The 14,801-nt window shown below is 37.5% G+C and carries 12 protein-coding genes; 9 read left to right on the top strand and 3 right to left on the bottom strand.

Annotated elements, in window-relative coordinates:
- Window positions 1–54: 54 nt before the first annotated feature.
- Entirely contained in the window at window positions 55–831 is a 777-nt protein-coding gene (locus AC4G3O_RS16085) for a phosphotransferase family protein (protein ID WP_066109102.1), read from the top strand.
- Here the strand turns inward: AC4G3O_RS16085 and AC4G3O_RS16080 are convergent.
- Entirely contained in the window at window positions 819–1,097 is a 279-nt protein-coding gene (locus tag AC4G3O_RS16080) for a YtzH-like family protein (protein ID WP_257469191.1), read from the bottom strand. The genes AC4G3O_RS16085 and AC4G3O_RS16080 overlap by 13 nt on opposite strands.
- A gap of 173 nt (window positions 1,098–1,270) precedes the next feature.
- On the opposite strand from AC4G3O_RS16080, the gene trmB reads away from it, so the two are divergent.
- A complete protein-coding gene (gene trmB, locus AC4G3O_RS16075) occupies window positions 1,271–1,906 on the top strand; it encodes a tRNA (guanosine(46)-N7)-methyltransferase TrmB (RefSeq protein WP_066109099.1) in 636 nt (211 codons plus the stop codon).
- A 52-nt stretch (window positions 1,907–1,958) separates the two neighbouring features.
- The gene (locus AC4G3O_RS16070; protein ID WP_066109096.1) at window positions 1,959–2,810 is read left to right on the top strand and encodes a YtnP family quorum-quenching lactonase; all 852 of its coding nucleotides are present in this window, start codon (window positions 1,959–1,961) and stop codon (window positions 2,808–2,810) included.
- A gap of 334 nt (window positions 2,811–3,144) precedes the next feature.
- Here the strand turns inward: AC4G3O_RS16070 and AC4G3O_RS16065 are convergent, their stop codons facing one another.
- Window positions 3,145–3,465, bottom strand: coding sequence for a hypothetical protein (locus AC4G3O_RS16065; protein WP_139892783.1), 321 nt, complete (start codon window positions 3,463–3,465; stop codon window positions 3,145–3,147).
- 198 nt (window positions 3,466–3,663) lie between these two features.
- Between AC4G3O_RS16065 and AC4G3O_RS16060 the strand changes: the two genes are divergently transcribed.
- Together AC4G3O_RS16060 and AC4G3O_RS16055 are read left to right on the top strand one after the other, a co-directional pair.
- On the top strand, window positions 3,664–4,740 hold the full coding sequence (locus tag AC4G3O_RS16060; protein ID WP_066109090.1) for a M42 family metallopeptidase: 1,077 nt from the start codon (window positions 3,664–3,666) through the stop codon (window positions 4,738–4,740).
- Between the two features lie 63 nt (window positions 4,741–4,803).
- Complete coding sequence (locus AC4G3O_RS16055; protein ID WP_491136448.1) at window positions 4,804–5,328, top strand: DUF84 family protein; 525 nt, start codon at window positions 4,804–4,806, stop codon at window positions 5,326–5,328.
- A 502-nt stretch (window positions 5,329–5,830) separates the two neighbouring features.
- Here the strand turns inward: AC4G3O_RS16055 and AC4G3O_RS16050 are convergent.
- On the bottom strand, window positions 5,831–7,912 hold the full coding sequence (locus AC4G3O_RS16050; RefSeq protein ID WP_491136447.1) for a class I SAM-dependent methyltransferase: 2,082 nt from the start codon (window positions 7,910–7,912) through the stop codon (window positions 5,831–5,833).
- Window positions 7,913–8,761: 849 nt separating this feature from the next.
- Between AC4G3O_RS16050 and AC4G3O_RS16045 the strand changes: the two genes are divergently transcribed.
- From AC4G3O_RS16045 to AC4G3O_RS16030, 4 genes are all read left to right on the top strand, one after another.
- Window positions 8,762–9,964: an MFS transporter gene (locus AC4G3O_RS16045; protein WP_139892784.1), complete on the top strand. Its 1,203-nt coding sequence runs from the start codon at window positions 8,762–8,764 to the stop codon at window positions 9,962–9,964.
- 64 nt (window positions 9,965–10,028) lie between these two features.
- Window positions 10,029–10,340: a thioredoxin family protein gene (locus AC4G3O_RS16040; RefSeq protein ID WP_066109075.1), complete on the top strand. Its 312-nt coding sequence runs from the start codon at window positions 10,029–10,031 to the stop codon at window positions 10,338–10,340.
- Window positions 10,341–10,557: 217 nt separating this feature from the next.
- Window positions 10,558–11,367 (top strand): DUF1444 domain-containing protein, encoded by an 810-nt coding sequence (locus tag AC4G3O_RS16035; protein WP_066109073.1) that lies wholly within the window; start codon window positions 10,558–10,560, stop codon window positions 11,365–11,367.
- A 116-nt stretch (window positions 11,368–11,483) separates the two neighbouring features.
- On the top strand, window positions 11,484–14,552 hold the full coding sequence (locus AC4G3O_RS16030) for a DNA translocase FtsK (RefSeq protein WP_491136446.1): 3,069 nt from the start codon (window positions 11,484–11,486) through the stop codon (window positions 14,550–14,552).
- Window positions 14,553–14,801 lie beyond the last annotated feature (249 nt).

The raw sequence follows: 14,801 nt of genomic DNA, 5'->3' as shown, positions 1-14,801 counted from the left end.
TTATTTTTACATACAACCATGCCAGAATAGATTAGATTATTGAAGGTGAATACCATGGATTATTTAGGGCAAGAGTGGGAGATAACCCCTGCCGGAGGAGCAACAGGTGAAGCGTTTATTGCCAGGCATGATGAGCAAAGACTATTTTTAAAAAGGAATTCGTCTCCTTTTTTAGCTGTGCTTTCCGCTGAAGGAATAGTGCCAAAACTGATCTGGACCAAGAGGCTTGAAAATGGAGACGTGATTACTGCTCAGGAATGGATGAATGGTAGAGAATTACATCCTACTGAGATGAGTGAAGAAGCGGTTGCTGAATTGCTTCAGAAAATCCATCTTTCTAAACCTTTATTAAACATGCTTCGACGCCTAGGTAAGACAGCCCAAACACCTACACAAATCCTAATGTCCGTAAAAAATTCCCTTGATAAGGAATTAGAAAATCATCCAAGTATTCAAAATACGATTGAATTTATGGAAAGACATATACAGGATGTCAACAGTGACCAGCAAGTTGTATGCCATGGTGATATTAATCATAATAATCTCCTTATTTCTGACAATGGTGATCTATATTTGATTGATTGGGACGGTGCAATTATCGCAGATCCGGCTATGGATATCGGTATGCTATTATATTCCTATGTTAAACAAGAGCATTGGAAGGAATGGCTATCCAAATACGGATTAGAGCTCACTGAAGACCTTAAGTTAAGGATGAAATGGCATGTGCTTGCACAGGTTATACAAAATATAGTCTTGCACAAACGAAAAAACCGGTTGCATGAAATGAACCGGTATATCGAATATTTAAAATTTGCTCAGGAATATTGATCAATGTCTCGAACCCAGCCAGAGAGTTGCTGCTGGTGTGCTTCTATATGACTTTCCAGGTTGGCGGCATGTATACCGCTTTGGCTGTATTGGTAAATCTCATCAAGTACAGCTTTTGTATTTACATCAAGACCGGGTTGAACCATCAGGGATTTAACAGTTCTCTCAAGCTGTTCAACTTCTGATTGTGAACCGCAGCAATCTTCTTGATGATTATTTAAAATATCTTTTACTAACATCCAATGATGATTTTGTGATAATGGCAAATTATCCACAACCCTTCTCTTCATATTCAATTTTAGGTTGTGAAAGTTTAGCCAAATTTATTCATATTTAACCGGCATATGCCGGTTTTTATTATGTTTTAACTAATAAGCATGGTATTTTATGAAATGTTATGCTACTCTTTTTTTACGTATTTTAGCGGAGGTGCACAAATTTGAGACAACGTTATAAACCATGGGCTAAGGATAAGCTAATGGCCAATCCTTATTATTGCATTCAGGAGCCGACTACTAAAAAGGGTTCATGGAATGAAGTGTTTGGGAATAATAATCCGATTCATATAGAAGTAGGTACTGGTAAAGGACAATTTATTAATGGTATGGCTGCACAAAATCCGGATATTAATTATATCGGTATTGAATTGGCAGAGCGTGTGATTGTTACAGCACTTGATCGATTGCTGGAATCTAATCTTCCAAATGTGAAGTTGCTGAATGTGAATGCCGAAGAGCTTCCAAATATTTTTGCAGAGGGAGAAGTTTCCCGTGTTTATCTGAATTTCTCTGATCCATGGCCTAAGAAACGTCATGAAAAGAGAAGATTGACGTATAAGACATTCCTTGATCTATATAAAGGAATTTTGCCGGAGCATGGCGAAATTCATTTTAAGACAGATAACAGAGGATTATTTGAATACTCACTTGTAAGCTTCTCGCATTATGGGATGACATTAAATGAAGTGAGCTTGGATTTACACAACAGTGATATGGAAGGCAATATTATGACTGAATATGAACAAAAATTTTCAGCAAAGGGCAATCCAATTTATCGTTGTGAAGTCTCCTTTTAATCCTATGGTTTTTTGATCTGTCAACACACTTATAAAAAGGGGCTTATAGATTATGGAAACTTTGCAATTTGGTAAGTTTACATTAACCTGGTTGAATGGCGGAGATACTCATATGGATGGTGGAGCCATGTTTGGAGTGGTTCCGAAACCATTATGGTCAAAACGTTATCCTGTTAATGAATTGAACCAAATAGAGTTAAGGTCGGACCCCATCTTAGTACAGACAGATCATAAAAATTATTTAATCGAAGCTGGCCTCGGCAAAGGGAAGCTGTCGGAAAAACAAATTAGAAATTATGGTGTCAGTGAAGAGTCCAAGCTCGAGGAATCCTTGAGCAGGCTCGGAATGACCTATTCGGATATCGATGCAATTCTGATGACTCATATGCATTTTGATCATGCCTGTGGGCTGACTGGTTATCAGGAAGGCGAATTGATCAGCCTATTTCCTGAGGCAACGATTTATACCTCGAAAATTGAATGGGAAGAACTTCAGAATCCCAATATTCGTTCCCGTAATACCTACTGGGAAGAAAATTGGAAGCCAATTGTTACACAGGTCGAAACATTTGAAGGTGAAGTATTAATCACTGAAGGACTGAGGATGATTCATACAGGCGGCCACAGTGACGGTCACAGCATTATCGTGCTCGAGGACAATAATCAACAATTAATTCATATGGGAGACCTTATGCCAACGCATGCCCATCAGAATCCTCTATGGGTGCTGGCTTATGATGATTACCCGATGGATTCCATACATGCAAAAGAGAAATGGATTAAACAAGGAATTGAAAATAAAGCATGGTTCACTTTTTATCATGATTATGCTTACCGTGCCATCAAATGGGATGCAGACGGAAAAGGAATAATCGAAAAAGTTGAGCGAAATCGACCAGAATAAAGGCTGTCCGGTAGGTCACTTGTTGGTGACTTATCGGCGCTTTTTTTTACGGGCTATTAGTTTAATGTGGTGGTATGCTGCGGTTATGAGGCATCCAATATCTAAAATTCCCGCTCAATCAATATCTTTTTCGCTCATAAGAGGGGAAATTCGCTCGATAAATTCTGCTTTCGCGCATAAAATAGGGGAAATCGCTCAATAATTCCTGATTTCGCGCATAAAATAGGGAAAACATATAATTCTCCTTCAAAATTACTACTATCTTATTGAAACGCCTAATGAAATAAAAAAATAGAAGGGGGAAAAGTGATTTTCCTCCTTCTACCATTTTTAATTAATGTACTTGTTCGTAAAAATCGATGATTGTTCCTGTTGTTGCATCCGCTATAAATTCATACTGCGTAGATTCAAGGCCTTCTTGCTTTGTAAGCCCACCTTTGTATACATCATAATCCAATTCATTTTTTGTATACTTTTCAGGCTTCATCATAATCCATGAGCCTCTGATGGTCTCTCCGCCTTGTCCAAGTGTACTTTTAATAGTGGACAAAATCTTTTCAGGAGAAGTAATATTGCTTTGATTTGTTAATTCTTTAACGACATAACCTGCTGCAAATCCTGCTGCAACACCTGAAATAAATGTTTTCCAATTCACTTATATTCCTCCAATCAAATGGGTAATAGCTGTTATTTAACATTTGCTTGGTTAATCTATTCCCGTTCATTATACATTTTAAGCTTAAATAGTGCCATCTTTTAACCAACAAACTCCATGTATGTGGTATTTGGAAGTATGATTCTGTAGAATGAGAATAGAGATTATAGAAAATAACATGGTAAAGGGGATACATATATGAAGCAATCTACTCTAGATTTATTTAAGACTCTTACCGAGATTCCAGGAGCACCTGGATTTGAACATGAAGTTCGTTCGTTTATGAAAAAGGAATTATCCAAATACACAGATGAAATCATTCAGGACGGCCTTGGCAGTATTTTTGGTGTGAAACGCGGAAATGACCAAGGACCAAAAATTATGGTTGCCGGACATATGGATGAGGTTGGTTTTATGGTAACCTCTATTACTCCTGAGGGGTTACTTCGTTTTCAAACGCTTGGAGGCTGGTGGGGTCAGGTGTTGCTGGCACAAAGAGTGCAGGTATATACTGAATCAGGCCCTATTATCGGTGTTGTCAGTTCGATTCCGCCACATTTGCTGAGTGAGGCCCAAAGGTCCAAACCTATGGAAATCGGTAATATGCTGATTGATATTGGTGCTGATGATAAAGAGGATGCAATTGCAATGGGAGTGAAACCAGGTCAGCAAATCATCCCATATAGTGAATTCACTCAAATGGCCAATCCTAAAAAAATTCTGGCAAAAGCATGGGACAATCGGTATGGCTGCGGATTGGCGATTGAACTACTGGAAGAGCTTCAAAATGAGACATTGCCTAATATCCTATACAGCGGTGCTACTGTTATGGAAGAAGTCGGTACGAGAGGCGCGGGTACAGCGGCGACGATGATTGATCCTGATATCTTCTTTGCATGTGATGCAAGTCCTGCAAATGATATGTCAGGCAGTAAATCTGTATTCGGTTATCTCGGAAAAGGTCCATTACTTAGAATATATGACCGTACAATGGTCATGCATAAAGGGATGAGAGAATTTATCTTGGATACTGCGGAATCGAATCATATTCCATATCAATATTTTGTTGCTCCAAATGGGGGGACAGATGCAGGGAAAGTACATATTACAAATCGCGGTATACCAAGTGCCGTAATTGGTATATGTTCACGGTATATCCATACGCATGCCTCCATTATTCATATTGATGACTATGCTGCAGCAAAAGAATTATTGGTTAAATTAGTTAGAAGCTGTGATAAAACAACCGTTGAAACGATTAAACAAAACGGTTAATAAAAGAGTTGAGAAGGCAGAGGCATCTATCTGTCTTCTTTTTTAAAGAAAGGATGCAGATTAATGGTTAAAATTGCTTTGGGCACTAAAAATCCGGCGAAAATTAAGGCTGGAGAATTAGCGGGCCGGGAGTTATCAGCTGAGCTTGTTCCGGTTAGTGTATCATCTGAGGTAAATGAACAGCCATTCTCGGATGAAGAAACAATTGAGGGTGCTTTAAATAGAGCAAGAAATGCGATGAAGGAAGTTCAGGCTGAATTTGGGCTGGGTCTTGAAGGCGGAGTGGTGAAAACGCCTTATGGATTGTTTATATGCAATTGGGGAGCACTAGTCACGAAAGAAGGCAAAAGCTTTGTCAGTGGCGGTGCACGTATCAAATTACCGGAAAGTATTGCTGAGGAGTTATACTCGGGCAGAGAGCTTGGGCCGGTTATGGATGAATATACAAAGAAACAGGATATCAGGAAGTCAGAAGGAGCTGTTGGTGTATTCTCAAACGGCCGTATAACAAGAGATCGTATGTTTGAGCACATTATTGAATTATTAGTTGGTCAGTATGAGTATCATTTAACAGTAAAGAAGTCGTGATGAGGAGAGTTTAGGAGTCTTAGTATTTTTCATCTTCTGATAGACGCTGAATTTCTTCATGTTTCTTTATTTTGGAAGAGAAGAGCTTCGAAATAATAAACCCGACGAGGGAGATAATACTATTTTTCATGTAATTTCTCACCTTTATCTATGATTTTACTAGTATGATAACATAGGTGATAAAAAAATACTGCTAAAAACGTTGAGGACTGCCGAATTTTGTCAAATAAGGGTAGTTGCTTGTTTTTATCCTTTCTAAGGGCTATTAAGAGCTGGGAATATACTATATGATCTCTCATAGCTACTAAGAGTCAAAAGCCAAATCACCTTTTGATTGAAGAAGGTGATTCTACAACTCAGCGGGCTTTCGCATGATTGCTGCTCCTGGATAAAAGTTACGGATGTACAGCCACTTCCTTTCTGGAGGCAGTTGTTTCCATATAAATCCTTACGAAAGCAGCCATATAAAAAGAGGAGAGATAATTTCTCCTCTTTTCTTGTCTTATGTTTTCTCAATTACAATTAAACAGGTGCTGTCCGGTAGCGGTACAATCTCTCTTTTTTCATTCATAATTTTTACTTTAGGTAAAAGAAATTCTTCGTATCCGTTTTGTAAATAATGATGAAGCTTTATAATTTTTGCCTCTTTACCTAAAGATACATGAATAACTTCTTCATATTCACTTGGAGTAAAATACCCAAATTGTTCTTGTACCTCATGTGGATAAGCCTCTTCTCCCCAAGTATACGTATAGAGGAATTCCATTAAATCATTAACAGGCAGTTTGATAAGAAGACTCTCCAGTCTTTCATAATTGATAGTCCTTCCCCTAAAGTCATGAACATATCTCATAAAGAAGTCCATGCCCTTTGGGTCTTCAAATTCGAGTAGTCTCCATTGGTCTATAGGCTCAGTCATAATTCCGTCTCGAATAATGATTCTTCCGCCTTTGTTTAATACTTCAAAAGAACTTTTCAGTGCTTGGATAACTACATCTCGATTGAATTTCCTGCCTTTGTACGGAATATAAGAATACATTTCATGTAAGATAGAAGAAAACACAATGGTATCCACGCTTCCTGGCTCATAATAGTCTTTTAATTCCAAGGCGTTTGCCTGTTTTACGTGCCATGATTTATTTTCCCTGAATTTTCGCCTGTTTAATTCCTCTACTACATTAATTGAGATATCAATTCCGATTACAGTTGCTTCTGGGTGATTTTCAGATAGGATATCAAGCATCACACCGCCGCCGGCTCCAATGTCCAGCATTACCTTCCCTACAGCAAAATCAGATATGACCTTTTTATGATCTTGACCATTATTCATATCGGTTAAATAGTTTTCTTCATTCTGCAAGCGATCAAAGGCATCTTTCCTGAAACCAAAAAAGTCATAAAGTAAGATAATTGCTCTTTCATAGATCGGAGACTTTTCGGCTTCCTGGCAAAATTCAATTAATTTCTGACCGGCACTTGAATAACTAAAATAAACCCCTACAATTTGACCTAGTAAGTCTGAGGGTTCAATTTGAATTTGAACGTGTTCGTTTACAGGCATCTTTCCTTTTAGTAAATCATCAATTGTAAACTCATTCAGGAATGTCTCGATAATTCTTTTTTTGTATAGATTGATTACTTTTTGCCCCTTGTAATCATAGTAAATATCCTTCATAAAAGACTCAAAGCTAACCTGTTGTATAGTAAGGGGATTAATTTTCTGGAATATCAATAAGAAAATTTTCAAAAACTCTTCTAAAGAAAACTCTTGTAAAGCAGATTCAAGATACCACATATCTATTTTACTGAAGAACAACTCTATGTATCTCTCTAATTGTTTGTTTTCAAAATACTGATTGTATAAATCATCGAAGTTTTCCCCGCGCTGGATTGAAGATCTTCTTAATCTTCTCATCCGCTCTTTTAGGGGAAGCTCTTTTGCCTGTTCACCTTTGTTTATCCAGGATAGTACTTCTTCTACTTCCTTATGGACGTTGTTCCACAACTGATCTGAAACCGCTTGAATAACACACTGATTTAGGGAATAGAGAATCCTTTCTATGTTATATTCTAAGTTTTTATGTTCCTCAATCCAATAAATTAAGGGACGGAATTGAGAATAATGGATTTCTCCTCTGATAAATTGACCGGCTAACCCATGTGTTAATATGAGAAGATAAACAAGTTCCTCTCTATCTAAATTGCGGGAGTGTAACGGCAGGTTCATTTGTTCATCAGCATAAATTTGAGCTGAGCCAATATTATGAATGGCCAATTGGAATCCTTTTTTCTCCCACTCTCTACGTTTGTGCTTCAACCCGCCTTTTGATACCTCAGACCAAATCAAGACATCTTCAATAATTGACCTTTCATTAATGGGAAGATTCATCTCGTTCAATAACCAAAGGGTTCGTTCTACATAGGATAGAACCGGATTTGGCGGCAATTTCTCTAAAGATTCTACTTGCTCTAAATTTACGTGTTGTTCTTTTGTAAGGTAGAGAAAGTGTATCCACTTATGATTTCTTAATACCTTTGTATTTCCTATCTTTACTTCTTGAATACATTTTAGTGAGTTTAACAAATAAATCCGCCTTTCTAATAAAGCAGAATAATGGGGTGAAAACCATTCTGTTAGGATTATATCTTTATGCATGTTGTAGTTACTTCCATATTAATTCTTCAATGAACGGTGTATATCCTTTTCAGAATGGAAGATATTTGTGGTGAGGATAAAGGGGATTTCTTTATAAATTATAACTATTTTTCTCCCAGCTTATTTGTATTCAATAGCCGTTTATCCTATTAGAGAATGTCTATTGGATGTTTTCGTAAAGATTGTTGCTAATGCCATAAAAAGAGGCAGTGTTTTTGCTATCTCGGATATTCAACTAAAACCCCCTTAGTCAATAAGAACTAACTTCTCTTTCTCAACAATAAATAGAATATAAATCCACTAAGAGTAAATATAACCGTACCAACAAACACCTTTACTAATGAGACACCTATTTGAACAGTATCATCAGTTGCGTGTTTTATCACATTTACTGTCCACCAGTTATAAATTGAAGATTCATATATAGCGAAGTATAGCCACAATAAATAACAGAAGAAAACAAATAAAAAAACACGGATTTTTCTATTCATAACATTCCCCTTCTACAATAAATGTCTTTATAAAACATTAACACTGCCCTTAGTTAAGAAGCTATCTTTATTCTGGCGATATCACAGAATGGTGATTAACTTATTTATTCAGGAGGAACAATCTATGAGATAACAGCCTTGTAGAATCAAAGAGACTTAGACGAGTATTATTCTTTAGAAAATAATTTAAATAGTTGTTTACACCTGTCAAGACAGAAGTTAATATACAAATTAGAGATTTCATTTTAATAGTTTTCATTGAGATTGTGATGGGGAGGGTCAATGAATGGGGAAGGGAAAGGTAAAAGAACGGAAACTATTGGGGATTGCCGGGGTCGCTTGGCTATTCGATGCTATGGATGTTGGAATGCTTTCGTTTATTATCGCGGCTCTGCAGAAGGAGTGGAATTTAACCTCAGAACAAATGGGGTGGATAGGAAGTGTGAACTCTATCGGCATGGCAGTAGGTGCTTTAGTGTTTGGGATTTGGGCTGATCGTATCGGCCGAAAAAATGTATTAATTATTACGCTATTATTATTTTCCTTAGGAAGCGGATTTTCTGCTTTGACGACAAGCTTATCTATTTTTCTGGTTTTCAGATTTTTAATTGGAATGGGGCTTGGCGGTGAATTGCCAGTTGCTTCTACGTTGGTGTCGGAAAGTGTGCCTGCAGAGAGAAGAGGCAGAGTCGTAGTGCTGCTTGAAAGTTTTTGGGCTGCAGGCTGGCTGATTGCGGCGCTTATTTCATACTTTGTCATTCCAACTTATGGCTGGCAAATTGCTTTACTAATCAGTGCACTTCCTGCTTTTTATGCGATTTATTTAAGAATACATCTACCTGATTCTGAGAAGTTTCAAATGGTTAAGGAAAAGAAATCCATCTCAATCGTAAATTCGCTTAAGACACTATGGACTAAAGATTATGCGGTAAAGACTTTGATGCTCTGGATTCTGTGGTTCTGTGTTGTCTTTTCCTATTACGGGATGTTTCTGTGGCTTCCCAGTGTTATGATTTTGAAAGGTTTTACACTCATAAAAAGTTTCCAATATGTTGTTATGATGACCTTGGCGCAATTGCCTGGGTATTTCACGGCTGCCTGGTTTATAGAGAAATTTGGACGTAAATTTGTATTGGTTACATATTTGTTTGGAACAGCTGTAAGTGCTTATTTCTTCGGTAATGCAGAAACATTAACAGCCTTAATGATTTCAGGGTGTTTTCTTTCCTTTTTTAACCTGGGAGCTTGGGGAGCGCTCTATGCCTACTCACCTGAACAATATCCAACTATTATAAGAGGGACTGGCACAGGAATGGCAGCAGCTGTGGGGAGAATAGGAGGTATCCTTGGCCCGCTTGCCGTCGGAAACTTACTGGCTTCTCATACATCTATTGATAAAATCTTCTTACTTTTTAGCATTGCCATTATAATTGGGATGCTGTCTGTATTGATTCTTGGCAAGGAAACTAAAAATGTGACGTTAGAATAGCAATCCTCTGTAGATTTGGGTATGATAACTCATACAAGAGGCTACTCGAGAGGATGATTTTGATATGAAAAAATTAGAAAGTATGGAACATTATAATGAATTGATGTCAAATGGGAAAGTGATGCTTTTATTTTCTGCAAATTGGTGCCCGGATTGCAGATTCATCGAACCATTTATAGGTGACATTGAGGCCGCAAATAAAGAGTATACCTTTATCTATGTGGACCGCGATCAATTTCTTGATCTGTGCATAAAGCTGGATGTCTTTGGAATACCGAGCTTTATTGCATTTGAAGATGGAAAAGAGCTCGGCCGATATGTAAATAAGGACCGGAAGACTCAAGAGCAAATTGAAGATTTCATTGCTTCATTATGATAAACTATTATACTCCCCCCTATTCGGGGGATTTTTTTATTCCGTTCTTACTTCAAAAAAAGCAGAAAAAAGAACGATTAAGTGGAGATAATCGCCCGTATGAACCCGATTGACTCCGTTGGTGCTCTTTGGAATGAAGGAACCCAACCAACAAAGTTACACTTTATTTAGCAGCATGAGTTTAATTAAGCTATAGTAATGTTAAGGAGGAATCCCTATGAAAATGACGACTACTAAAATGAAATCTTTACTTATGGAAAGCTTAGCTGATACAAATTCAAAATTTAATTATAATCGTGATAAAGAGGAATTAAGAATTGAAAATGAAGAAACTGGCAAGGGAATAACAATTGGATTGGCGCCGCTTGTATCGAAGTATGAGCAATCTGGTCAAAAAGCGATTGATGAAGTCCTTTATTATATAAAAGAATCAACGAAAGTAATGGGTACGGAACAATCTTTGAAGGGAAATGAAAAATTAATTTACCCTGTTATCCGTTCGACTTCCTTCCCAATGGAGTCCCGTGAAAATACACCGTTTATTACAGATGAGCATACAGCCGAAACGAGAGTTTATTATGCTCTTGATTTGGGTAATACGTATAGGTTGATTGATGAGGAGCTAATGAGGAAAGAAGGCTGGGATCAAGATTCCATACGTTCAATGGCTATGTTTAATGTCAGGTCATTGCCGATTAAGTCTAAAAAAGACAGTGTACGCGGAAATGACTTTTATTTTATTAATCATAACGATGGATACGATGCTTCAAGAGTCCTGATTGATTCACAAATGAAAACATGGAAGGAAGATATGAAAGGGACAATGGCAGTGGCCATTCCACATCAGGATGTCTTAATCATTGCAGACATACAAAATGATGCAGGTTATGACATTTTAGCACAAATGAATATGCACTTTTTTACAAATGGAAATGTTCCGGTCACCGCTCTGCCATTCCTTTATGAAAATGGAGAATTGGAGCCAATCTTTATTTTAGCAAAGAATCGACCGGTAGAAGACCAATAATATAATAGGAAATTGATACCATTTACAAGGAATATGTCTTAAATGAGTAAATTTTTTGATAAAATAGATACTTGTAATACTAATTTATAACAACCATAGAAAGTGTGAGGAAGGCTATGAGCTTTTTCAAAAAAATCATTGATTGGTTCTATGAGGATGTAGAAGAGGAAGTAGAAGTAGAACCTCGTAATAGCCATGAAAACATTCAAAAAGTACCTAAACAAGTAAAAAGACAAAAAGAAAATCAAATTGAAATTGAAGCAAGAATTCAATATAGATACCCAAAGGATAATTTCAAATTCCCATTAATCTCAGATGAAGAGTTAATAAGATTAAAAGAACAAAAAAAGAAGCAAAATGAGTTGGGTGTGAAGAAGGAAGTGCACGTGAGGAGATTTGAGAAATCCCCGGCTGCTGTTCCTAAATTGAAAGTGTCTAATCAAAGAATAATACCTAAGCCAGAACCAAAACAGAACGAAGTTGTTCCGAATAAAAAGCCGTTTAGAAGAACAGAAATACCTTCGCCTATTTATGGATTTCAAAATCGACAGACCGGCACTAAAAATCAAAAAATAGTCGAATACGAATTACCACCTGAAACGACCTTAGATTCCGTTCTTGCTTTAATGCATGGAAAGAAAGTGAATCCACCGAGTGTCAATCGAGAACCATCATTTGAAATGGAAACACAGAATGAGTTGCCGCTGAATTCCGATTTTAAGCATTCAGATGAAGAGATAAAAGAGGAACAGCAAAAAGTCTCGACTAATGATGGAAATAGACATACGGAGGATATCGAGAGTGTGATTGCTCCGCTATTACCTGATACTGTTTCAGCAGAAGATACAGAGGTTGCAGCCACAAGTGAAATAGCATGGAATCCAGTCAGCGAGAATCAGATAATTGAGGAAATGAATAAAGCAATTTTGAACGCTGATTACGAAGATGAAATAACTCAAGAAGAAGGAATCGTGGAAAAAGATACGCTGATCATGCACTCTGGCTCACAGATGGAGCAGGAGGAATTTCAGTCGATTCCAATGATTCATCAGAATCTTGACGAACAAGCTGATGATGAAAATCTGGAGAACAACTTTGGATTACAACCGGAGGAACCAGTTGAAGATTACTACCATTCCCCTTCAGGCAGTGAGGTATATGAGGATATTGAGGAAGCTGATTCTGATATGGAGGAAGACCAACCATACAAGAGAGATGAAATTCAGCAAGCTCATGATTTAATCACGCAGACCCATGAATCTGCAATGAATATAGAAGAAAATCATCAGGTAAGCGGAAATGATGAGAAAAATATAGACATCAGTCACAATGAGAAAAATGGGCAGGATATCATTTTGCTTGACGGAACTGAGGATGAGTTTTCAATCAAGGACATTCAAACGAATGAGCCAGTTTCGAATGAATCTATAGCTTCGTTCGAAACGCAGTCAATCGATCGAACTAATGGTTTGGAGAAATCCGCGCAACTGGATGATACGGAGAACCATATAGATAGAGAAGTCTCTTTATCAGAGCCGAACAGTCCAATGGAAGCAACAGTGACAAGCGATGCTATGGATGAAGAAGAGAGACGAAAAATAGAAAGAGAAAAGCGCATTAGGGAGCGCAGAAAACACATTCCTTTTAACGTTTTAATGCTTAAGAATGATAAAGATCATATTGCAGCAAATCGCAATCAAAAAACGATTGCCGGCAAAGAGGAAAAGCCTTCGGAGCAACCTAAAAAAAAACTGAATGATTCCTATCAATATCCGGATATTTCAATTTTGAAGCCACGAGTGGACATTAGAGAAGATGCTGATTGGCTTGCAGAACAAGCAGCATTGCTAGATGATACACTTGAACAATTCAATGTTAAGGCTAGAGTACATACGTATTCTCAAGGACCTTCTGTAACAAGATTTGAGGTTCAGCCGGATCCTGGTGTTAAGGTTAGTAAAATCACAAATTTAAATGATGATCTAAAACTAAGCCTGGCTGCTAAAGATATTCGTATAGAAGCACCGATTCCCGGGAAACGAATGATTGGAATTGAAATTCCCAATATAAATACACGTCCTGTTTATCTGCGTGAGGTTTTGGAGGAAAAAGTTTTTGCTGAGAATACCTCACCGCTTTCAGTGGCAGTTGGGTTGGACATTTCAGGAAACCCGATTGTAACAGATTTAAAGAAAATGCCGCATGGTTTGGTGGCAGGCTCTACAGGTTCTGGAAAAAGTGTATTTATTAACTCTGTTTTAATCAGTTTATTATATAAATCACACCCATCTGATGTCAGACTCTTATTAATTGATCCGAAAATGGTTGAACTTGCGCCATATAACAATATTCCGCATTTGGCAGCACCGGTTATTACTGATGTAAAAGCTGCAACAGCTGCACTGAAATGGGCAGTAGAAGAGATGGAACGGAGATATGAGTTGTTTGCCCATTCAGGAGTGAGAGATATTGTCAGATATAATGAAAAGGCACTATCATCCGGGCAAATGGAGCATAAGCTGCCTTATTTAGTTATCGTGATTGATGAGCTGGCTGATTTAATGATGATGTCTCCTGCTGACGTAGAGGAAGCGATCTGCCGTATTGCGCAGAAAGCCAGAGCATGCGGGATTCATTTACTGGTGGCAACACAAAGACCATCTGTAGATGTCATTACCGGGTTAATCAAAGCAAATATTCCTACAAGAATTGCTTTTTCCGTTTCTTCACAGGTAGATTCACGTACGATTTTGGACCAAAGTGGAGCTGAAAAATTACTTGGACGGGGAGATATGCTGTTTTTGGAAAATGGAACTTCTAAAACAGTTCGCCTGCAGGGAACTTTTGTAACTGATGATGAGATTGAGGATGTCGTAAAACATGTAATGGCTCAGGCTAAACCGTCCTTTATGTTTGAGCCAAATGAATTGGTAAAAACAAGTGAACATATAGAAGAAAAGGATGAACTCTATTACGAAGTGTGTGAATTTGCGGTTGAGATGGGAGGAGCATCCATATCCAGTCTGCAAAGGCGCTTTAGGATTGGTTATAACAGGGCAGCGAGGCTGATTGATATGCTGGAGAAAGAAGGTATTTTATCAGAATCAAAAGGAAGTAAACCTCGTGATGTGCTTATATCTGAATCTGATTTAGAGGCTATACATGAATCTCAATCCCCTTTTTGAACAGAGGAAAAATTTTTGTATAATAATTTAATTATGAGTATTTCCCAGAAAAGGTAATACTATATTTATGAGAAAATCAGTTAGAAAAATTGTACGAAATCGATTTATAGGTTTATAATCATACAAGTTATATCTTTAACGCAATGAAGATATTGATTGCATGTGCTCGTTATAATAGTAATCTAACTGGTTTTAAATACTTATATTGTTTCAATTAGTAAAGCCTAAACAGGCATAGCAGGCAAATTG

The sequence above is a fragment of the Bacillus sp. z14 (2026) genome, assembly GCF_058313575.1.
The sequence above is the reverse complement of the archived record's forward strand: the minus strand, read 5'-3'. Positions and strand labels throughout refer to the sequence as shown.